We start from the raw sequence: 21,011 nt of genomic DNA, 5'->3' as shown, positions 1-21,011 counted from the left end.
CCCCTTGGGGGTCACGGTCGGCGACTGAGGCAGGTGTCGCCGGGAGCGCCGCGCCAGCAGGCACTCCCGAAAGGCAACAACCATGCATTCTCCGCAGTCCACCGCAGAACCTTTCGCCTACGACGTGGTCATCGCCGGGTGCGGGCCGACCGGCGCGATGCTCGCCGCCGAACTGCGGCTGCACGACGTACGGGTCCTCGTCCTGGAGAAGGAGACCGAGCCCAAGTCGTTCGTCCGCATCGTCGGTCTGCACATCCGCAGCCTCGAGCTGATGGCGATGCGCGGCCTGCTGGAACGCGTGCTCCAGCAGGGACGACAGCGTCCGGCCGCCGGTTTCTTCGCCGCCATCGACAAGCCCGCGCCCAAGAGCCTGGATTCCGCGCACGCCTACATGGTGGGCATCCCGCAGCCGGTCATCGAGCGGCTGCTCGAAGAACACGCGCTCGAACTGGGCGCGCACGTCCGGCGCGGTCGCGCGGTGGCCGGTCTCGACCAGGACGACGAGGGCGTGACCGTCGAACTGGCCGACGGGGAACGGGTGCGTGCCCGCTTTCTCGTCGGCTGCGACGGCGCGCGCAGCACAGTGCGCAAACTGCTCGGCGTCGGCTTCCCGGGCGAGCCCTCGCGGACCGGGACGCTGATGGGCGAGATGGAGGTGGGCGTACCGCAGGAGGAGATCGCCGCCACGGTGGCCGGGATGCGCGACAAACCTCAGCCGTTCTGGCTCCGGCCCTTCGGCCAGGGCGTCTACAGCGTCGTCGTGCCCGCCGCCGAGGTCGGCGACCGCGCGGAGCCGCCCACCCTCGACGAGTTCCGGCGACAACTGCGCGCCGTCGCCGGAACCGACTTCGGCGTGCACTCCCCGCGCTGGTTGTCGCGATTCGGGGACGCCACCCGGCTGGCCGAGCATTACCGGGTCGGGCGGGTGCTGCTGGCCGGCGACGCGGCGCACATCCACCCGCCCATCGGCGGACAGGGCCTGAACCTGGGCGTTCAGGACGCCGTCAACCTCGGCTGGAAACTGGCCGCGCAGATCCACGGCTGGGCGCCGGACCCGCTCCTGGACACCTACCAGGCCGAACGCCGGCCGGTCGCGGCGGACGTGCTGGACAACACCCGCGCCCAGGCGGAGTTGCTGTCCGCCGAACCGGGGCCGCGGGCCGTGCGCAGGCTGCTCACCGAGTTGATGGACTTCGACGAGGTGAACCGGCATCTGATCGAGAAGATCACCGCGATCGGCGTCCGCTACGACTTCGGCGAGGGGCCCGACCTGCTCGGCCGCCGCCTGCGCGACATCGACGTGAAACAGGGCCGCCTCTATGATCTGCTGCGCCGCGGCCGCGGCCTGCTGCTGGACCGCACGGAACGCCTGACTCCCGGCGGCTGGTCGGACCGGGTCGACCACCTCGCGGATCCCACCGCGGCCCTGGACGTTCCGTGCGTCCTGCTGCGTCCGGACGGCCACGTCGCCTGGATCGGCGACGACCAGCGCGACCTGGACGGCCACCTGTCCCGCTGGTTCGGCAGGCCCGCCGGCTGATGTCCCCCTGAGCGGGGTCAGGTGGCGAGGGTGGCCACCGGCGCCACGCCGTAGGTGCGGGCGTAGCCGTTCTCGGTGCCCACGAGCAGGTCCACGACGACGAAGTAACGGTCCCAGAAGGGGGTCTCGCGCAGCGCGTCGATCAGCAGCCGGTAGGCGTCGTGGTCGTCGGCCTCCCAGACCCAGATGTCGGTGACCCGGGCCGAGTAGAACTCCGTGTCGTAGAAGCGGGAGCGCACGCCGCGGGTGCGGGCCTCGATCACCGGGACGACCTGGGTGGTGAAGGCGTGCACGCGCTCGGCCACGGTCATCGCCAGCCACTCGGGCGTGGTCTTGACCAGCATGAACGCGGTGACGGGCGGTTCGGTCCGGTCAGCGGGCATCGGCTGCCTCCGGCGTGCCGAGGACGGCGGGCCTGAGCGTGCGCGCGCACCACTGCGCGAATCCGGTGGCCTGTGCGGCCTGCGGCGCGCGGTGGACGCCCGCGTCCAGGCCCTCGTCCTTGGCGCGCTTCATGTCGACGACGGCCTCGACGAACGCCTCGTCGAGGCCGTGGCCGAGCAGGGCCGAGCGCAGTTCGCCGAGCGGCTGACGCCGGTAGCGGACCGGCCGGCCCAGCTCCTCGGTCATGATGCGGGCCAGGTCGTCGGGCGACAGGTCCTGCGGGCCGAGCACCGGAACACTGCCGACGCCGGTCCAGGAGCGGTCCAGCAGCAGCCCGGCCGCCGTCGCGGCGATGTCGGCGACGGCCACCATCGGGGCCGGGCGGTCCGCGGCGGCGGTGTCGGTGAAGACGCCGTCCGCGCGGATCGAGCCGGCCTCCTCCAGCAGGTTCTCGTAGAAGGACGGGCAGGCCAGGGCACGGTAGGCGACGCCGGAGGCGGCGATCAGGTCGTCCATGGCCAGGGAGGCGGTGACCAGCCCGGCCCGGACGGCCTGCGGGGTGCCGCGGCCGAGCGCCGAGACGCCGACGACGTGGCCGACGCCGGAGGCTGTGAACGCCCGCGCGGCCGGTCGGGTGAAGCCGCTGAACCCCTCCTCGGGCGTGACCGAGGCGTCCGGCGGCACCAGCCAGAAGACGGCGTCGGCCCCGGCGAAGGCGCGCTCGACGGTCGCGGCGTCGCCGTGCGAGCCGGTGACCACCTCGACCCGGCCGCGGACGGCCGCGGGGAGCCGGGCGGGGTCGCGGACCACGACGCGCACCTCCTCTCCGCGGGCGGGCGCGGCCTCGACCAGCAGGGACAGCAGCCGCCGGCCGATGTTCCCGGTGGGGGCGGTGATGACAATCATGAAAAACCTCGCGGTTCGTGTCGGATCGGTACAGCGCTTTCATCGTGCAGATCCGGCCCCTATTGCCACAATGGGAACTTCAGCATGCAATCCTTGCCGGAACTGGAATGACGCCGTTGACCAGCACAGCCGCGAACCTCGACGCCAACCTCGCCGTCGCCCTCGACGCCCTGCTCACCGAGCAGAGCGTCACCCGTGCCGCCGCCCGGCTGGGAACGTCACCCGCGGCGATGAGCCGCACCCTGGCCCGGCTGCGCCGGGTGCTGCAGGACCCGCTGCTCGTGCGGGCGGGGCAGGCGATGGTGCCCACGCCCCGCGCCGAGGCGCTGCGGGACGAGGCCGCCGCGGTGGTGCGCCGGCTGGAGGCGTTGCTCACCCCGAGCGGCGGGGTCGATCCGGCCGCGATGCGGCGCACCTTCACCGTCCAGGCGTCGGACCTGGTCGGCGCGGCGCTCGCGCCGGGCCTGCTCGACCTGGCCCGGCGCGGGGCGCCGGGCGTCTCGCTGCGGGTGCTGGCCGAGGAGTGGGAGGCGGGCCCCGCGCTCCGCGAGGGCCGCGTCGACCTGGAGATCGGGGCCATCGACCACGTCGACCCGGAGACCCGGGTCGAGGAGCTGGTCACGCTGCGGATGGCCGCCGGGGTGAGGAACGGGCACCCGCTCGCCGGGCAATCCCTGACGCCCGCCGGGCTGGCCGCCGCCGAGCACGTGACGGTCAGCCGCCGGGGACGCTTCACCGGCCCGCTGGACGTGGCCCTCGCCGAGCAGGGGCTCAGCCGGCGGGTCAGCGCCGTCCTGCCCGGACATCTGGCGGCCATGGCGCTGGCCGCGGCCGGTGACGTGGTCTGCCTGGTGCCGGCCGAGCTGCCGGGGGAGCCGCCTTCGCCGCTCGGCGACGCGGCGCGCGCGCTCGGGCTGCGCCTGCTGGAGATCCCGATGCCGCTGCCGCCGCTGACCATCGGCATGGCCTGGCACCCGCGCCACACTGCCGACGGGGCCCACCGGTGGTTGCGTGACGCCGTGCGCCGGGTATTCCGTCCGGACCGGCGACGGTAGCCACCGGCAGGCCGAAAAAATCTCCGCCGGCGGATGTCGAGAACGCTCCGGCGGCTCCGTCCCAGGGGCGGAACACGACAACCCTGGAGGGACGACCATGCGAACGAACGAGATCACCGAGATCCTGGACCGGCCGATCAGCCGGGAGCTGCTGGCCCGCGACCTGACCCGGCTGGCGTACGTGGCCAAGGACGGCACGCCGCGCAACGTCCCGATCTCGTTCACCTACGACGGTTCCCGGATCGTCATGTGCACCACGAAGAACGCCCCCAAGCTCCCGGCCCTGCGCGCGAACCCGATGGTCGCCCTGACGATCGACACCGAGGTGCACCCGCCCAAGATCCTGCTGATCCGCGGCCGGGCAGAACTGGACGTCGTGGACGGCATCCCGGAGGAGTTCCTGCAGATGAACGGCTCGTACGAGATGACGCCCGAGCAGCGGGTCGAGTGGGAGGCCGAGGTCCGCTCGCTCTACGACGGCATGGTCCGCATCGTCGTCACCCCGACGTGGGTGAAGCTCATCGACTTCGAGACGACCCTGCCGAGCGCGGTCGAGGAGCTGATCAGGGAGCGGGCAGAGCGCGAGAGCGCCACGACGCGGTAGAAGGGCGGCCCGGGGCGCTTTGGCCCCGGGCACAAGGTCTCAGACGCTATTCGTCGTCCACGATGAAGAGGACTGCGGCGGCCTGGCCTAGCGTTCGGTCATGCGCCGCCTCTCCCTCGACGACCTGTACGGTTTGGCCGTACCCGGTGATCCGCAACTGCGTCCGGACGGCTCCGCCGTCGCCTACACCCTGACGACCGCGGACCGCAAGTCCGACGCCAACGTGACCGAGATCTGGCTGGCCACCCCGGGCGCCGCCCCGCGCAGGCTGGCCACCGGCGCGGCCCCCCGCTGGTCGCCCGACGGCCGCACCCTCGCCTTCCTGCGCCCGGCCGGCGGGCCGCCGCAGATCCACCTGCTGCCCATGGACGGCGGTGAGCCGCGCGTTCTCACCTCGGCGCCGCTCGGCGCCGGCGTGCCCGTCTGGTCGCCCGACGGCACCCGCATCGCCTACGCCGGGCCGTCCGGCGAGGTGGACCCGAACGCGCCCATCGTCATCGACACGCTGGAATACAAGGCAGACGGCGCCGGGCTGCTGTGCGGCCTGACCACGCACCTGTTCGTCGTCGACGTCGAGGACGGCGCCTCGGCACAGGTGACCTCGGGCGACTTCCACGCCGGCGCGCCCGCCTGGGCCCCGGACGGCGACCTGCTGGCCTTCACCGCCGGCCTGGACCCCGACCGCGACCTGGACATCTGCGGCGGCCTCTACCTGGTCGAGCCCAAGCAGGACGGCGCCCTCGAACGCGTGGGCGGCGACGGCGTGATCTGCATGGGCGTCTGGTGGCTGGGCGGCCGCTGGATCGTGGCCGGTTACCGCGGCGTGCCCGAGGGCCACACCCGGCTGTTCGCCCTGGAAGGGGATGACTTCGCCGAGATCGAGACCGGCCTCGACCGCAACGTGATGATCGGCGCGCCCGGCTACCCGGGGGCGACGCCCACGCTCAGCGGCGACGACCTGCTGTTCTGCGTCCGCGACCGCGGATTCACCCATCTGTACCGGCTGGCGCCCGGCGGCGTCGCCGAGCGCATCGTCGACGCCGACCGGAACGTGGCCGGCGTCAGCGTCGCCGCCGGCCGGGTGGCCTACGTCGCCGCCACGCCGCGCAGCGCCGGTGACGTCTACCTCGACGGCGACGCCCTCACCGACCACGCCCCGGAGGGCGTCGAGCTGTTCCAGGCGCGCAGCCGCACCTTCACCGCACCCGACGGCACGCCGGTCGAGGCGTTCGTGCTGCGCGACGAGACGCTCACCGAGCCGGGCCCGCTGCTGCTGGACATCCACGGCGGCCCGCACAACGCCTGGGCGCCCGTGTTCGACGGCGTGCACCTCTACCACCAGGCGCTCGCCGCCCAGGGGTGGACCGTGCTGCTGGTGAACCCCCGGGCCAGCGACGGGTACGGCGAGGCGTTCTACACCGCCACGGCCGGCGCCTGGGGCCTCTCGGACGAGGACGACTTCCTCACCCCGCTCGACGTCCTGGTCGAGGAGGGCGTCGCCGACCCCGCCCGGCTGGCGGTCACCGGCTACAGCTACGGCGGCTACATGACCTGCTGGCTCACCGGCAGGACCGGGCGCTTCGCCGCGGCCGTCCCCGGCGGGGTCGTGGTCGACCTGCGCAGCATGGCCGGCACCGCCGACCTCGGCTACTTCCTGGCCAAGCACGAGGTCAGGGACGAGTTCGTCGACCAGTCGCCGATCACCTACGCCGGCGACGTCGTCACCCCGACGCTGATCCTGCACGGCGGGTCGGACGACCGCTGCCCGATCGGCCAGGCAGAGCAGTGGTTCGAGGCGCTGCGCGAGCGCCGGGTGCCGGTCCGTCTGGTCCGGTATCCCGGTGGTTCACACCTTTTTATCCTCAACGGACGGCCATCACACCGCTTCGACTACAACGAAAGGATCCTCGCGTGGCTGGAACAATGGGTCAGCGTCTCGCCGAACTGATCGAGAAGTACGAGGTCCCGGGCGCGGCGCTCGCCTACCTGCACAACGGGGAGCTGCACGAGTTCGCCGCGGGCGTGCTCAACGTCGACACCGGCGTGGAGGCGACCCCCGACTCCCTGTTCCAGATCGGCTCGGTCTCCAAGGTCTGGACGGCCACCCTGCTCATGCAGCAGGTCGAGCGCGGCCGGCTGACCCTGGACACCCCGGTCGCCGAGCTGCTGCCCGGCTTCCGGGTCGCCGACGCCGAGGTGACCAAGACCGTCACGGTCCGGCACCTGCTGTCGCACACCAGCGGCATCGACGGGGACCTGTTCCTCGACACCGGCCGCGGCGACGACTGCATCGAGAAGTACGTCGAGGCCTGTGCCGACCTGGCGCAGAACCACCCGCTCGGCGCCACCCAGTCCTACTGCAACTCCGGCTTCGTCATCGCCGGGCGCATCCTGGAGGTGCTGGAGGGCAAGACCTGGGACGAGGTGCTGCGCGAGAACATCTGCGAGCCGCTCGGCCTGACCCACACCTGGACGCTGCCGGAGGACGTGCTGCGTTTCCGCGCCGCGCACGGCCACGTCGAGGACGGCAAGGCGGCCCCGGTGTGGGGCCTCATGCGCTCGTGCGGCCCGGCCGGCCTCATCTGCGCCCGTCCGCGGGACGTGGTCGCCTTCGGCCGCGCCCACCTGGAGGGCGGCCTGCTGGACGACCCGCGGGCGATGTGGGAGCCGCAGGTCGACATCCCCAACCCGCACACCCTGGGCAGGCAGTGGGGCATCGGCTGGATCCTGGACGAGTGGTCGGGCCACCGCGTCATCTCGCACGGCGGCAACACCATCGGCCAGCACGCCATGCTCTGGGTCGTGCCCGACACCGGCACCGTCGTGTGCGTGACCACCAACGGCGGCCACAGCGGCGCCCTCACCCACGCCGTGGCCACCGAGCTGTTCGCCGAGCTCGACGGCCTGGCCGTGCCGCCGGTGCTGGGCCCGCCGGAGACCCCCGTGCAGGTGGACGTCGAGCGTTACGCCGGCGTCTACGAGCGGGTCGGCGCGCGCATGACCGCGAGCGTGCACGACGGCGCGCTCAGGCTGCGCGTCGAGTCGACCGGCGCGCTCGCCGCCCTTCAGGAGCCGTTCGACCTCGACCTCGTCGCGGTCGACGACGTCACCTTCGTCGGCCGTCGCGAGGGCGACCCCGACTGGGTCTCGGGCGTGTTCTACCAGCTCGACGACGGCTCGCCCTACTTCCACCTCGGCGTCCGCGCCACCCCCAAGATCGCCTGAGGAGACCGCATGGACCTGCAGAAACGCCTCGACGAAGCGGCCGCGGCTCACGACGTGCCGGGCGCGGCCATCGCCGTGTGGACCGGCGGCCAGTTGCATGAGGCGGCCACGGGCGTGGTCAACCGCAACACCGGCGTCGAGACCACCCCCGACAGCGTCTTCCAGGTCGGCTCCACCACCAAGGTGTGGACGGCCGCGCTGATCATGCAGCTGGCCGAGGAGGGCCTGCTCGACCTGGACGAGGAGGTCGGGGCGTACCTGCCCGAGTTCGCCCTGTCCTACGACGCCGTGATCAGCGTCCGGCAGCTGCTGACGCACACCGGCGGCTTCGACGGCGACCTGTTCGAGGACACCGGGCGCGGCGACGACAGCCTCGACAAGTTCGTGACCTACCTGCACGGCGCGGGCAAGGTGCACGAGCCGGGCGAGCTGTTCTCGTACTGCAACGCCGGCTACTGCGTGCTCGGCGCCATCGTGGCCAGGCTGCGCGGCATGACCTGGGAGCAGGCCATGTGGGAGCACCTGCTGAAGCCGCTCGGCGCCACCCACGCGGCGCTGCTGGCCGAGGAGGCCGTGCTGTTCCGCGCGGCGGCCGGGCACATCAGGCCGGGCAACGACGTCTGCCCCCAGTGGCAGATGCCCCGCTCCAACGCGCCCGCCGGGTCCACCATGTGCCTGGCCCCGCGCGAGCTGGTGCGGTTCGGCCGCATGTTCGCCGCGGGCGGCCTCGCCGAGGACGGCACCCGGGTGCTGTCGGCGGAGAGCGTCGCCGCGATGCGCACCCCGCAGGCCGCGGTGCCGGGCGTGCCCGGCCTGATGGCCGCCAACTGGGGGCTCGGCTTCGAGCTGTTCACCTGGGGCGCCTACGGCCACGACGGCGGGACCCCGGGCCAGAGCACGTTCTGGCGGGTGGCCGACGACGGCTCGTACGCGATCGCGATGAGCGTGAACGGCGGCAACTTCTTCGGCGTCATGAACGACCTGCTCCTGCCGCTGCTCAGGGAGGGCGGGCTGGCAGCCCCCGACCTGCCCGCCCCGCCGGAGCAGCCGCGCGCCGTGGACGCCGCGCCGTACACCGGCCGGTACGAGGGGCCGCAGATGGCCTACGAGGTCTCGCCCGCGGACGGCGGCGTCGAGGTCACCCTGATCCCCGGCGCGTTCATGGCCAGCATGGGCCAGCAGGGCACCACCGCCAGGTACGTCCACCTCGCCGAGGACACCTTCATCGCCGAGCAGCCCGAGGAGGGCAGGCACGACACCGTCACGTTCGTCGTGCGCGACGGGATCGCCACGCACCTGCACAACAGCCGCGCGGTCCCCCGTGTTTGAGCAGGACGCGCGGAAGGTCTTCGCGGCGGCGGGCGTGCGCGGCTTCGTGCACGCCCGCGACGTGGACGGCGAGGCCGAGACCGGGCTCGACCCGGACGCCCCGGTCGTCCTGGCCTCGGTGTTCAAGCTGCCGATCCTGCTGGAGTACGCCAGGCAGGCCGCGGCGGGCGAGGTGGACCGCACCGAACGGCTCACCGTCACCGCGGCGGACAAGGACGGCGGCATCGGCACCTCGGGCTGCGCCGACGACGTGTCGCTGACGCTGCGCGACCTGGCCCACTTCATGATGTCCATGAGCGACAACGCGGCCACCGACGTGCTGCTGCGCCGGGTGGGGCTGGATCGCGTCAACGCCACGCTGGAGGAGCTCGGGCTCAGGCGCACCCGCCTGATCGGCGGCTGCGCGACGCTGTTCGAGTCCGTGATCGAGGAGCTGGGCACCATCGACGTGGCCGGCATCCCCGAGGAGCGGATCAGGGCGCTGGCCGTACGCGATCCGGAACGGACCACCGCGGGCACGCCCCGCGAGATCACCACCCTGCTCGGTCTCCTCTGGCGCGACGAGGCGGGCCCCGCCGAGGCGTGCGCGGAGGTGCGCGACATCATGAGCAGGCAGGTCTGGCCGCACCGCCTCTCCTCGGGCTTCCCGGACGAGGTGCGGGTGTCGGCCAAGACCGGCACCCTGTGGGGCGTGCGCAACGAGGCGGGCGTCGTGGAGTACCCCGACGGCGGTCGGTACGCCGTCGCGGTGTTCCTGCACGGCGACAACCTGGCCTTCCGCATTCCGGCCGCGGACGCCGCCATCGGCCAGGCCGCCCGTCTCGCCGTCGAGCACCTGCGCGGCTGATGACGGTCTACGTCGACTATCGTGAGCGGATGAACAGCCGTCCGCGCGCCAGCCTTGAGCGGATCCTGTTCGATCTCGGCAGCACGGTCCTCGACGTGGCCGCCTCACCCGGTGACCTCGACACCGAGGTCACCGGGGTGCACATCTACGACCCGCTCGACGAGCTGTACGTGCCGCCGGGCGGGCTGCTGCTGGCCGTCGGCGTGCAGGGCGCCACCGCCATCTGCGGCCTGCTCGACGCCGCCCGCGAGGCCAGCGGCATCGTCGTCAAGCTGCCGGTCGACGTCGACGAGCAGGTGCGCAGCAAGGTCCTGGAGACCGGCGTCGCCGTGCTCGGGCTGACCAGGGCCGCGTCCTGGTCGCAGGTCGCCGCGCTGCTGCGCTCCCTGCTGGCCGAGGGCGACCTGGCCATGCCCGAGAAGGGGCCGCAGGGCGACCTGTTCGCGCTGGCCAACGCCGTCTGCGCGCTGCTCGACGCGCCCGTCACCATCGAGGACCGGTCGACCCGCGTCCTGGCCTTCTCCGGCCGGCAGGACGAAGCCGACCCCGGCCGGGTCGAGACCGTGCTCGGCCGCCAGGTGCCCGAGCGTTTCCAGCGCATGCTCGACGAGCGCGGCTTCTTCAAGAAGCTCTACCAGAGCCGCGACCCGATCTACATCGAGCTCGACGGCGACAGCATCAACCGGGCGGCCGTGGCCGTGCGGATCGGCGACGAGATCCTCGGCTCCATCTGGGTCGCCGTGCGCGAGCCGCTCACCCCGCAGCGCGAGCGCGCCCTGGCCGACGCGGCCAAGATCGTCGCGCTGCAGCTGCTGCGCGAGCGCGCCGGCGCCGACACCCAGCGGCGGCTGCGCGCCGACCTGCTGTCCACGGTCCTGGCCGGCGGTTCCGACGCGGCCGACGCCGCGGGCCGGCTCGGCATCGCCACCGAGCGCCTGTGCGTGCTCGCCGCCCAGCTCGCCGACGGCGACGCGGCCGACCCGGCGCGCGCCGAGAGCGACCGGCAACGTTTCTGCGACGCCCTGGCGCTGCACGTCGGCGCCATCCATCCCAAGGCGGCCGCCGCGATGATCGGCTCGGTCGCCTACGCCGTCCTCCCGCTGAGCTCGGGCGGCGACGAGGAGACGCGTGCCGTGCGCGTCGCCGAGTCGTTCCTGTCCAGGGTCGGACCGCGGCACGCGGCCAACATCGGGGTCGGCCGGCTGGCCGCCAACCTCTCCCAGGTCGCGCGGGCCCGCGCCGACGCCGACCGGGCGCTGCGCGTGCTGCGCGCCCGCGGCCTGGCCGGCCAGGTCGCCGGCTACACGGCCGTGCACTTCGAGTCGCTGCTGCTCCAGGTCTCCGACGTGGTCGCCGCCGAGGAGCAGGTGCCCACCGGCCCGTACGAGCGGCTGCTCGCGCACGACGCCGAGCACGGCAGCGAGCTGGTGGCCACCCTGCGGGCCTATCTCGACGCGTTCGGCGACGTCAACGCCGCCTGCGCGAAGGTCCACGTGCACGCCAACACCTTCCGCTACCGGCTCAAGCGGCTCACCGAGATCAGCGGGCTCGACCTGTCCGACCCCGACGCGCGACTCACGGTGATGCTGCAGATGCGGATCTTCGGACGCTAGCACGAGGCCGTCCGCGCTTTTTGTGAAGGGCGACGAAGAAGGTCGGGCCGCGAGGGACGAAGGTGGGTCACCACCCCACGCTCTCCTGGAGTCGCCATGAAGAAGACAGCGGTGCTCACCGCGTTGGCCCTGCTAGCGGCCGCGTGCGGCAGCGGCGGAGGTACGGCGGGCAGCACGGGCAAGCCTGTCACGGGCGGCACGTTCACCGCCGCCATCAGCGCGGACCCCGGGGTGCTCGACCCCGCCACGGGCGTGCTCTCGGTCACCAACGAGGTCCTGTCGGTGGCCTACGACACCCTGGTGTCCGTCTCGGCGGACGGCAAGACCGTGCCCGCCCTGGCCGAGAAGTGGGACGTCAAGCCCGACAGGGTGACCTTCACCCTGCGCAAGAACGTCACCTGCTCCGACGGCTCCAAGCTCACCCCGTCCGACGTCGCCGAGAACATCAACCACATCGCCGACCCCGCCACGAAATCGCCCATCTACGGCGTGCTCGTACCGGTCGGCATGAAGGCCGAGCCCGACGAGACCGCCGGCACCGTGACCCTGTCGACGCCCGAGCCGTTCAGCTTCATCCTGGAGAGCTCGCGGCTGCTGTTCATCGTCTGCGGCAAGGCCGTCAAGGACCGCTCGCTCATCGCGCGGACCACCTCAGGGACGGGCCCGTACAAGCTCACCGAGGCCGTCCCCGGCGACCACTACACCTTCAAGGTGCGCCGGGAGTACGCCTGGGGCCCGGAGGGCGCGACCGCCAAGGACCTCCCCGAGACGCTCGTGCTCAAGGTGGTGCCGAACGAGCAGACCGCGGCCAACCTGCTCCTCGCCGGCTCGCTCAACTCGGCCACCTTCTTCGGCCCCGACCGGACCCGCCTGGAGGCCAACCCCGCCCTCGGCAAGATGATCGAGCCGCAGGGCAACGGCCAGTTCTTCTACCACCAGGGCGAGGACAGGCCCGGCCACGATCCCGCCGTGCGCAAGGCGCTGACCCAGGCGCTCGACATGAAGGAGCTGGGCGGCATCGCCACGGGCGGCACCGGCAAGCCGGCCACCGCGCTCGTGCCGCCGCCCCGCCCGTGCCAGGGCGACACCGTCACCGGTCACGTTCCCACCTTCGACACGGCGGCCGCCACCGCGGCGCTGGACGCGGCCGGCTGGAAGACCGGGGCCGACGGCGTCAGGGAGAAGGACGGCAAGAAGCTCTCCCTGCGCCTCTTGTACGCCACCACCAAGGGCCCCAGCATGGTGGCCGCCGCCGAGTACATGGCGGCGGTGTGGAAGAAGATCGGGGTGGACGTGAAGCTCGACGGCGTCATCGACACCAAGCTGTCGGAGTCGCTCAACGCCACCCAGGACTGGGACGTCGTCTGGCTGCCCATCGGCGTCACGCTGCCCTCGCAACTGGTCGGCTTCCTGTCCGGCCCCGCCGCCCCCAAGGGCGCCAACTTCGCCCACCTGAAGAACGCCGAGTACGAGCGGCTGGTCGCCGAGGCCGCCAAGCTGACCGGCCCCGAGGGCTGCGCCAAGTGGCTGGCGTCGGAGTCGGCCCTGTTCGACAACGCCGACCTGGTGCCCGTGGTGGAGATGAACACGCTGACCGCCACCAAGGGCGCCACCTTCCGGACGATGGCCGGCCTGTTCCTGCCCTCGACGATCCGCCTCACCCAGGGAGGCTGAGTGACCGTACGGCGCCTCGTGCGCTTCGTCGTGTCGCTGGCGGTGCTGCTCGTGGCGTCGTTCGCGATGATCCACCTCATCCCCGGCGACCCGGTGCGGGCCTCGCTCGGCCCGGCCGCGCCGGTCGAGCTGGTCAAAGCCCGCGAGCAGCTGCTCGGGCTGGACAAGTCGCTGCCCGAGCAGTTCGCCGCCTACGTCGGGCACATCTTCACCGGCGACTTCGGCACCTCGTTCCTGACGGGCGAGCCGGTCGGCGACATCATCGCCGCCCGGCTGCCCAACACGCTGGGCCTGGCGCTGCTGGCCACCGTGGTGGCGCTGCTGCTGGCCGTGCCGCTCGGCATGTGGGCGGCCGTCCGCACGGAGAACGGCAGGAACCGGGGCACCGAGATCACCTTCAGCTCGGTCACCGGCACCGCCGTCGCCGTCCCGGAGTTCCTCTACTCCATCGCGCTGGTGGCGGTCTTCTCGATCGGGCTCGGCCTGTTCCCGCCGGCCGGCAAGGAGGGGGCGATGTCGTACATCCTGCCGGTGGCCTCGCTGGCGATCGGCCCGGTCGCGATGATCGCCCGCATCTCCCGGGTGGAGACCCTGCGCGAGCTCGCCACCGACTACGTGCGGCTGGCCCGGTCGAAACGGCTGCCCGCAGCCCGTCTGCACCTGCGGCACGTGCTGCCCAACACGCTGACCGCGACGCTCACCGTGGGCGGGCTGCTGCTCACCTCGCTGATCGCCGGCAGCGTGCTCGTGGAGTACGTCTTCGCCTGGCCCGGGCTCGGCCTGAAGATCGTCGAGTCGATCACGCAGAAGGACTATCCCGTCGCCCAGGGCGTCATCCTCGTCTACGGCGCGATCGTGCTCGTCGTGAACCTCGCCGTCGATCTGATCCTGGGCGCGCTCGACCCCACCTCCAAGATCAAGGAAAACTGATGCGTTTGCGCACCCCGGCCGCCGTCGCCGGAGCCGTGCTGGTCACGCTCATGGTGGTCCTGGCCGTCGTCGGACCGCCGATCTGGGGCGCGGCGGCGGAGAAGATCGACGCGGGCGCCATCCTGCAGGGCGCCTCGGCCGCCCATCCGTTCGGCACCGACAACCTGGGACGCGACCTGCTGGCCAGGGTCCTGGTCGCGGGCCGCTTCTCGCTCCTGCTCGCGCTGGCGGCCACGCTGTTCGGCGCGGCCGTCGGCACCGTGCTCGGCGCGCTGCCCTCGGTGTTGCCGGCGCGCGGCGCCCGCTTCGTCACCGGCGCCGTCAACGCGCTCGTCGCCTTCCCCGGCCTGCTGCTGGCCATGTTCACCGCGGTGGTCGCCGGGCTCGGGGCCAAGGGCGCGGTGCTCGGCATCGGCGTGGCCATCGCCCCGGGCTTCGCCCGGCTCACCCAGACGCTGGCCGCGACCGTCGCGGGCGCCGACTACGTGGCGGCCGCCCGGATGCTCGGCGTGCCACGCATGCGCATCCTGACCAGGCACGTGCTGCCCAACATCGCCGAGCCGCTCATCCTCAACCTCACCCAGGCGCTCGGCGGCGCGCTGCTGGGCCTGGCCGGGATGTCGTTCCTGGGGCTCGGCGTGCAGCCGCCCGCCTTCGACTGGGGGCGGCTGCTGTTCGACGGGTTCGGCCGCATCTACGTCACGCCCGAGGTGGCGCTGGGGCCCGCCCTGGCGGTCGCGCTGGCCGGCATCGGCTTCAACCTGCTGGGTGACGCGCTGGCCAAGGCCGCCTCCCGCACCGCCGTGCACACGCGCGAGGCCAGGCCCGCCGCGCCGCCCGTCCCCGGCGAGCCGGACCCCGAGGCGGTGCTGGAGGTCAAGGACCTGACGGTGACCTTCCCGGGCGGCATCACGCCGGTGCGCGAGGTGTCGCTGACCGTCGCGCCCGGGCAGATCGCCGGGCTGGTGGGGGAGTCGGGCAGCGGCAAGAGCCTCACCGCGGCCGCGATCGGCGGGCTGGTGCCGTACCCGGGCGTGGTGACGGCGGGCAGGCTGGCGCTGGCCGGCCAGGAGATCTCCGAGATGTCGCCCAAGGAGCTCGGAACCGCGCTCGCCATGGTCTTCCAGGACCCGATGGCCTCGCTCAATCCCGCGCTGAAGGTCGGCGGCCAGCTGGCCGAGGTCGCGATCGTGCACCAGGGCGCCGGCAAGGCGGAGGCCCACCAGCGCGCCGTCGACCGGCTCGGCCACGTGCACCTGCCCGCGCCCGAACGGGTGGCGCGCCGGCACCCGCACGAGCTGTCCGGCGGCATGCGGCAGCGCGCGGTCATCGCCATGGGCCTCATGGGCACCCCCAGGCTGCTCATCGCCGACGAGCCCACCACCGCGCTCGACGTGACGGTGCAGCGGCAGATACTCAAGCTGCTGCGCGAGGTCACCGACGAGACCGGCGCGGCGGCCCTGTTCATCTCCCACGACATCGCCGTCGTCGGCGAGCTGTGCGACGTGGTCGTCGTCATGTACGCCGGCCGCGTCGTCGAGCAACTGCCGGTCGAGCTGCTGGCCGGCGGCGCCGCGCACCCCTACACGCGGGCGCTCATCGACTCGCTGCCCGACATGGACACCGACAGGTCACTGCCGCTGGCCAGCATCCCCGGCCGACAGCCCGCCCCCTCCGACGTGGGCGACGGCTGCGCCTTCGCCGCCCGCTGCGAGCTCGCCACGGCCCGCTGCGCCGGCGAGCGTCCCCCCTTGACGACGTACGGCAAGGCGCACCAGGTCGCCTGCTGGGAGGTCTGATGATCATCGAGAACCTGACGGTGCGGTTCGGCTCGTTCACCGCCGTCGACGACATCACCCTGGAGGTGCCGAGCGGGTCCATCGTCGGGCTGGTCGGCGAGTCGGGGTCGGGCAAGTCGTCGGTGGCCAGGGCGGTGAGCGGCCTGGTGCCGCACACCGGCACCATCACCGGCGCCAGCCGCGTCCAGATGGTCTTCCAGGACCCCTACGCCTCGCTCGACCCCCGGATGAGGGTCGGGGCGTCCGTCGCCGAGGGCTGCGGCAAGGAATCGGTCGAGAGGCTGCTGTCGCTCGTCTCCCTGCCGCCCGAGGTGGCCCGGCGCTACCCGCGCGAGCTGTCAGGCGGCATGCGGCAGCGCGTGGCCATCGCCAGGGCGCTGGGCGCCGAGCCCGACCTGCTGGTCGCCGACGAGATCACCAGCGCCCTGGACGTGTCCGTCCAGGGCTCGGTGCTGAACCTCGTGCGCAGGCTCCGCGACGAGCTGGGCCTGTCGATGTTGTTCATCTCGCACAACCTGGCAGTGGTGCGCTACGTCTCCGACGTGGTCGCGGTGCTGCACCAGGGGCGCATCGTGGAGCTGGGGCCGACCGAGGAAGTGGTCGGCGCCCCCACCCACGGCTACACCCGGTCGCTGCTGGAGGCCGTGCCCAGGCTGGGCCGCTCCACCACGTAGAACGCCTTGTCGTGGAAGGCGGTCACCACGCCGCCTTCCACGAGCAGGCCGCCCAGGACCTCCCGGACGGCCAGCCGCCATGCCTTGGCGGCTCCGGGGTCCGCGACGCGCAGCGCCTCGATGTCCTCCGGCAACGCCACGAGCAGGGTGGAGGCGTCGCTGTCGCGCGTCACCGGCCGTCCGTCCTCGTCGGCCAGCACGACCGCGGCGTCCGCCGGGAGGGGCCGCCGGCAGGGCTCGCCCCGTACGAGGGCCGCCACGTGCGGCGCCGACAACGACCAGGAGGCCAGCACCCGGTCGGAGTCGCTGCCCTGGTTGATGGCGTCGGTCATGACGCCGTAGAAGCTCGGCAGGTACTCCTCGGGACGTGCGCCCAGCTTGGCCAGGTTGAAGTGGGCGTTCCTGCGCACCAGCGGATCGTAGGTCCAGGTGATGCGGTCGATGCCGCGCTCCAGTGCCCAGCGGCGCTGGTGCAGCTTCAGCTCGAAGCCGACGCCGTGGCCGCTCGCCGCGCCGGTGATGTGGGAGTGCAACGTGTTGGCCGCGCCGAAGAAGCCGACGGAGGCGCCCACCAGGCGGCCCGCGTCGTCGTACGCGCCGGCCACGTAGTTGCCCGCGTGCGACATCGCCCGCATCAGCTCGACCGTGATCGGCCGGCTGTCCGGGTCGAAGTGCCAGATCCCGTCGAACAGCTCACTGACCTGCTCGAACTCCGCGATCCCATGGAGTTCCCTGATCGCGATCAACGTGCCGGCCCTCCGAATGCTCAAGTGTCACGGTGACGCTACGGCACCGTGCGGCGGGACCGAATCGTGCGGGACACCAAAGAGCACCCGGGGCTTCGTGGGATCAGACAGCGGTCGGACGCCTTCAGTGGGCGGTCCAGCCTCCGTCGACCGGCAGCACGGCGCCGGTGAGGTAGGAGGCCGCCGGACCGGCCAGCAGGACCGCCGCGCCGACGAGCTCGCCGGGGTCGGCCCAGCGCCTCATGGGGACCTGGTGGTCGAGGAACTCCCGCACGTGCGGGTCGTCCTCGACGCCCTCGTTCAGCGGGGTGCGGAAGGGGCCGGGGGCCAGGGCGTTGACGCAGATTCCGGTGCCCGCGAGCTCGACGGCGAGGCTGCGGGTGAGCTGGACGACCGCGCCCTTGCTGGCCGCGTAGCCCGCCCGGCCCGCGGCGCCGACGAGCCCGAGAGCGCTGGCCAGGGTGACGATGCGGCCGTACCCGGCCGCGCGCATCACCGGTACGGCGGCCTGGCAGGCGAGGAAGGTGCCGACGACGTTGACGTCCAGGCAGCGGCGCAGCGTGGCGGCGTCTAGGGCGTCCAGTTCGCCGCGGGCCTGGATTCCGGCGCTGGTCACGAGCACGTCCAGGCGGCCGTGCGCGGCGACGACGTCCCGCACCAGACCGTGGACCGCGTCCTCGTCGGTGACGTCGCAGGCCATGCCCGTGGCGGCGACGCCGGTCGCGGCGGTGATCTCGGCCGCCGCCTCCTGGCACGCCGACAACCGCCGGCCGGCCGGCACCACCGTGCATCCGGCGGACGCCAGCCCCTGCGCGATGGCCCGGCCGAGCCCCGCCGAGCCGCCCGTGACGATCGCCACCTGCCCGGCCAGGGGCGCCTCCGGACCGGCGGGCCCCGCGTGCACGGGGCGGCCGGGGATCGCCCTGTCTTCCTGGGACGTCATGTGGCTCCTCTTCGTCAGGCGTTCCGTTTACGGAACAGTAGCGCGATCCGCCGGATCAGTCGGTCCGCAGCCGTCCATGATGGCGCGGACCAGGGCCTGGACGGCGTCCCTGCGGACGTTCTGCGGCGGTGCGGTGACCAGGGTGAACAGCGCCCCTTCGTAGAGCGCGATCAGGATGGGGATCCGCTCGCGGGGGACGGGGAGGCCGAGTTTGTCGTGCTGCCCGGCGGTGATCCTGGCCGCCGCGCCCGACAGGCCCGCGAGGGCCGCGGCGAGCACCGGACGGCGCACGGCCTCCAGCTGGAGCTCGAAGATCGCCAGGTAGCGGTCGCGCAGTGTGGTCGCCGCCGTGAGCAGCGATTCGGTCAGCAGGTCGGCCAGTGTCGCGGGCTGCTCGGCGGCCAGGTCGGTGGCCCGGCCGGTGTCGGCGAGGTGCAGCTCGACGATGCGCTCCGCGGCGGCCACCAGCAGCGCCTCCCGATTGCGGAAGTAGTTGGAGGCGGTCCCGGGCGGAAGGTCCGCCTCCTTCTCCACCGCGCGGTGGGTCAGCCCGTGCACGCCCGACGATGCCAGCAGCGCGATGGCGGCATCGGTCAGGGCGCGGCGACGGGCCGGATTCGTGGGCGGCATACGGCCATGCTAAACCAATAGTCGTACTAGTACGAGCGTAGTGAATAGGGAGGCCCTGTGAGGATCGTGGTGGTCGGCGCCGGGCTCGGAGGAGTGGCGGCCGCGGTGGGTCTGCATCGCCGGGGTCACGAGGTGACGCTCGTCGAGCGCGGCGCCGAGCTCAGGGAGGCGGGAACCGGGATCGTGGTCATGCCGAACGGGCTCCGGGCGCTGGACGCGCTGGGGCTGGGCGAGGAGGTTCGCGCGCACGTCGTGCACGAGGGCCGCGGGGGGCTGCGCGACCGGCGCGGACGGCCGCTGCTGATCACCGACATGGACCGGGTGCGGGAGCAGATCGGGATACCCGTCATCATCGACCGGGCGCGGCTGCACCGGGCGCTGCGCGCCCCGCTTCCCGCCGAGCTGGTGCGCACCTCCACCCCGGTCGAGCGCCTGGAACCCGACTCCACCGGGGTGACCGTGATCGCCGGCGGGGAGCCCGTCGCCAGAGCGGACGCCGTGATCGCCGCCGACGGCATCGGCAGCCGGCTGCGGGCACAACTCTTCCCCGGCCACCCCGGGGTGCGCCGGACCGGCCGGCTGGATCTGCGCGGCATGCTGCCCCGTCCGCCCGGACTGCCGGCGGACCTGCTCACCAGCCAGCTGGTCGACCGCCGCAACGGGGCGATGTTCGGCCTGTATCCCGTCGGCGCGGACCTGCTGTACTGGTTCACCGACTCCGCCCTGCACGGCGAGCCGCCGGACGCGGAGGAGGCGCGCCGGCAGATGTCGTCTCTGATGGCCGACTGGCATCCCCTCGTCGCGACACTGATCGAGGCCACCCCGCCGGCCGACATCTACGTCGACCCGATCACCCACCTGGCCGCGCCCCTGCCCTCGTACGCGGTCGGTAGGATCGCGCTCCTCGGCGACGCCGCGCACGCCATGCCACCCGACCTCGGCCAGGGTTCCAGCCAGGCCTTCGAGGACGCCGCCGCACTGACCCGCCACCTGACCGGCGCCGAGCCGGCGGACGCCGCCCGGCGGCTCCTGCGCTACGACGCCGAACGCAGGCCCAGCGCCAACCGCATGATGCGGGCGGCGTCCCGGCAGTCGTGGCTGACCACCCGGACCGGCCTCGCCGCGGCGCTGCGCGACGCCCTGCTGCGCGCGGTGCCGTCCCGGCTGGCCACCCGCCAGCTCGCCGCCCTCTGGCGCGTCTAGGGCTGCGCCGCCCGCCGTCGGCGGCCGGCAGGAGCAACGGCGGGACGCGCATCTCGACCGCGCGCGGCACGACAGCGAGCGGGGGACGGCGGCCTCGGCCGAGCCCCTCCGGCGGAACACCGGGCGCTACGGAGGTCAGCCCTGCCGTGCCGCCTCGGGGCGCAGCCTGCGGGCGATCAGCATGCCCGCGATGGCCAGCAGGCCGGTGAGGACGAAGACGCCCAGCAGTGCGGTGCGGGTGGAGCCGCCGTAGTTCTGGGCGAACGCGATGGCCGCGCCGCCGAGCCCGGCGATCACCCCGGTCGCCAGGGTCTGGGCGAGCTGCAGTGCGCCGCTGGCCTCACCCTGCCGCTCCGGCGGGGCCTGCTCCAGGGTGGCGGTGGTGGAGGCGTTGAAGCCGATGCCCATGCCGAGGCCGCCGACGGCCCATCCGACCAGGGCGAGCCAGGAGGGGAGTGCGCTGGTCAGGATCGTCAGCGCGATCAGGGCGACGCCCGCCAGCAGGACGGCGAAGCCCAGCACGGTGGCAGCCGTGCGCGTGCTGTTCTTCCCGTTGTCCCGCCTGGCCTGCAGACCTGCGCCGACAACCCACGTGATGGCTCCGGCGGACAGCCCCAGACCGGCCGGTGTGGCGCCCATGCCCCGCAGCTGCTGCAGCCCGAGGGGCAGGGACGTTCAGAGGGCCTGTGCACACCAGGGTCCTACGTGCTCGTGCGCGCCCGTACCGCCGACGGCTGTCCCGTCGGTCCTCGACCCCGGGCCGCGTCGGGCCGCGCTCGGGAGCGGCGGCTCTCTGGGCCTGACATGCAGAAGGCCGCTTCTCGCGCGTTGCGCGAGAAGCGGCCGGGGGGCTTGTATAGTGGGGAACCGCCCGCCCGGGGGGAGATGGAGTTTATGGGTAGGTGAAAA

General features: G+C 73.0%; 19 protein-coding genes. 13 read left to right on the top strand and 6 right to left on the bottom strand.

Going from position 1 to position 21,011, the window contains the following annotated elements:
* The first annotated feature begins 82 nt into the window (after positions 1 to 82).
* Entirely contained in the window at positions 83 to 1,540 is a 1,458-nt protein-coding gene (gene rox / locus ABZ459_RS47710) for a rifampin monooxygenase (RefSeq protein WP_357986427.1), read from the top strand.
* Between the two features lie 17 nt (positions 1,541 to 1,557).
* Here rox and ABZ459_RS47705 read toward each other — a convergent pair whose 3' ends face one another.
* Positions 1,558 to 1,923, bottom strand: a complete 366-nt coding sequence (locus tag ABZ459_RS47705) for a darcynin family protein (protein ID WP_357986425.1) — start codon at positions 1,921 to 1,923, stop codon at positions 1,558 to 1,560.
* Positions 1,913 to 2,830: an NAD(P)H-binding protein gene (locus ABZ459_RS47700; RefSeq protein ID WP_357986422.1), complete on the bottom strand. Its 918-nt coding sequence runs from the start codon at positions 2,828 to 2,830 to the stop codon at positions 1,913 to 1,915. Before ABZ459_RS47700 ends, ABZ459_RS47705 begins: the two co-directional genes overlap by 11 nt.
* A 116-nt stretch (positions 2,831 to 2,946) precedes the next feature.
* Here ABZ459_RS47700 and ABZ459_RS47695 point away from each other — a divergent pair, with 116 nt between their 5' ends.
* From ABZ459_RS47695 to ABZ459_RS47645, 11 genes are all read left to right on the top strand, one after another.
* The gene (locus ABZ459_RS47695; protein ID WP_357986419.1) at positions 2,947 to 3,885 is read left to right on the top strand and encodes a LysR family transcriptional regulator; all 939 of its coding nucleotides are present in this window, start codon (positions 2,947 to 2,949) and stop codon (positions 3,883 to 3,885) included.
* A 97-nt stretch (positions 3,886 to 3,982) separates the two neighbouring features.
* Positions 3,983 to 4,489: a pyridoxamine 5'-phosphate oxidase family protein gene (locus ABZ459_RS47690; protein WP_357986416.1), complete on the top strand. Its 507-nt coding sequence runs from the start codon at positions 3,983 to 3,985 to the stop codon at positions 4,487 to 4,489.
* A 100-nt stretch (positions 4,490 to 4,589) separates the two neighbouring features.
* On the top strand, positions 4,590 to 6,437 hold the full coding sequence (locus tag ABZ459_RS47685; RefSeq protein ID WP_357986413.1) for a S9 family peptidase: 1,848 nt from the start codon (positions 4,590 to 4,592) through the stop codon (positions 6,435 to 6,437).
* Positions 6,401 to 7,714 (top strand): serine hydrolase domain-containing protein, encoded by a 1,314-nt coding sequence (locus ABZ459_RS47680; RefSeq protein ID WP_357986410.1) that lies wholly within the window; start codon positions 6,401 to 6,403, stop codon positions 7,712 to 7,714. Before ABZ459_RS47685 ends, ABZ459_RS47680 begins: the two co-directional genes overlap by 37 nt.
* A 9-nt stretch (positions 7,715 to 7,723) precedes the next feature.
* Positions 7,724 to 9,043, top strand: a complete 1,320-nt coding sequence (locus ABZ459_RS47675) for a serine hydrolase domain-containing protein (RefSeq protein ID WP_357986407.1) — start codon at positions 7,724 to 7,726, stop codon at positions 9,041 to 9,043.
* Positions 9,036 to 9,890, top strand: a complete 855-nt coding sequence (locus ABZ459_RS47670) for a serine hydrolase (protein ID WP_357986404.1) — start codon at positions 9,036 to 9,038, stop codon at positions 9,888 to 9,890. The genes ABZ459_RS47675 and ABZ459_RS47670 overlap by 8 nt, the downstream gene beginning before the upstream one ends.
* Before the next feature lie 29 nt (positions 9,891 to 9,919).
* The gene (locus ABZ459_RS47665; RefSeq protein WP_357986402.1) at positions 9,920 to 11,503 is read left to right on the top strand and encodes a helix-turn-helix domain-containing protein; all 1,584 of its coding nucleotides are present in this window, start codon (positions 9,920 to 9,922) and stop codon (positions 11,501 to 11,503) included.
* A gap of 96 nt (positions 11,504 to 11,599) precedes the next feature.
* Positions 11,600 to 13,177 (top strand): ABC transporter substrate-binding protein, encoded by a 1,578-nt coding sequence (locus tag ABZ459_RS47660; RefSeq protein ID WP_357986399.1) that lies wholly within the window; start codon positions 11,600 to 11,602, stop codon positions 13,175 to 13,177.
* Positions 13,178 to 14,107 (top strand): ABC transporter permease, encoded by a 930-nt coding sequence (locus ABZ459_RS47655; RefSeq protein WP_357986396.1) that lies wholly within the window; start codon positions 13,178 to 13,180, stop codon positions 14,105 to 14,107.
* Complete coding sequence (locus ABZ459_RS47650; RefSeq protein ID WP_357986393.1) at positions 14,107 to 15,906, top strand: dipeptide/oligopeptide/nickel ABC transporter permease/ATP-binding protein; 1,800 nt, start codon at positions 14,107 to 14,109, stop codon at positions 15,904 to 15,906. Before ABZ459_RS47655 ends, ABZ459_RS47650 begins: the two co-directional genes overlap by 1 nt.
* Entirely contained in the window at positions 15,906 to 16,580 is a 675-nt protein-coding gene (locus ABZ459_RS47645; protein WP_357986390.1) for an ATP-binding cassette domain-containing protein, read from the top strand. Before ABZ459_RS47650 ends, ABZ459_RS47645 begins: the two co-directional genes overlap by 1 nt.
* Here ABZ459_RS47645 and ABZ459_RS47640 read toward each other — a convergent pair.
* The 3 genes from ABZ459_RS47640 to ABZ459_RS47630 all read right to left on the bottom strand — a co-directional run bounded on the left by ABZ459_RS47640 (position 16,526) and on the right by ABZ459_RS47630 (position 18,899).
* Entirely contained in the window at positions 16,526 to 17,350 is an 825-nt protein-coding gene (locus tag ABZ459_RS47640; protein WP_357986388.1) for a GNAT family N-acetyltransferase, read from the bottom strand. The two genes, ABZ459_RS47645 and ABZ459_RS47640, sit on opposite strands and share 55 nt — an antisense overlap.
* A 100-nt stretch (positions 17,351 to 17,450) precedes the next feature.
* A complete protein-coding gene (locus ABZ459_RS47635; RefSeq protein ID WP_357986385.1) occupies positions 17,451 to 18,269 on the bottom strand; it encodes an SDR family oxidoreductase in 819 nt (272 codons plus the stop codon).
* A gap of 27 nt (positions 18,270 to 18,296) precedes the next feature.
* Positions 18,297 to 18,899, bottom strand: a complete 603-nt coding sequence (locus tag ABZ459_RS47630) for a TetR family transcriptional regulator (RefSeq protein WP_357986382.1) — start codon at positions 18,897 to 18,899, stop codon at positions 18,297 to 18,299.
* A gap of 57 nt (positions 18,900 to 18,956) precedes the next feature.
* Here ABZ459_RS47630 and ABZ459_RS47625 point away from each other — a divergent pair, with 57 nt between their 5' ends.
* Positions 18,957 to 20,102, top strand: a complete 1,146-nt coding sequence (locus ABZ459_RS47625) for an NAD(P)/FAD-dependent oxidoreductase (protein WP_357986379.1) — start codon at positions 18,957 to 18,959, stop codon at positions 20,100 to 20,102.
* A 135-nt stretch (positions 20,103 to 20,237) separates the two neighbouring features.
* On the opposite strand, the gene ABZ459_RS47620 is transcribed toward ABZ459_RS47625, so the two are convergent.
* A complete protein-coding gene (locus ABZ459_RS47620) occupies positions 20,238 to 20,741 on the bottom strand; it encodes an MFS transporter (RefSeq protein WP_357986376.1) in 504 nt (167 codons plus the stop codon).
* Positions 20,742 to 21,011 lie beyond the last annotated feature (270 nt).

It is taken from the genome of Nonomuraea sp. NPDC005692, assembly GCF_040631115.1.
In the GTDB taxonomy this organism is placed as follows: Bacteria; Actinomycetota; Actinomycetes; order Streptosporangiales; family Streptosporangiaceae; genus Nonomuraea.
Note: the sequence above shows the minus strand (reverse complement) of the source record. Positions and strands in the feature narration are given on the sequence as shown.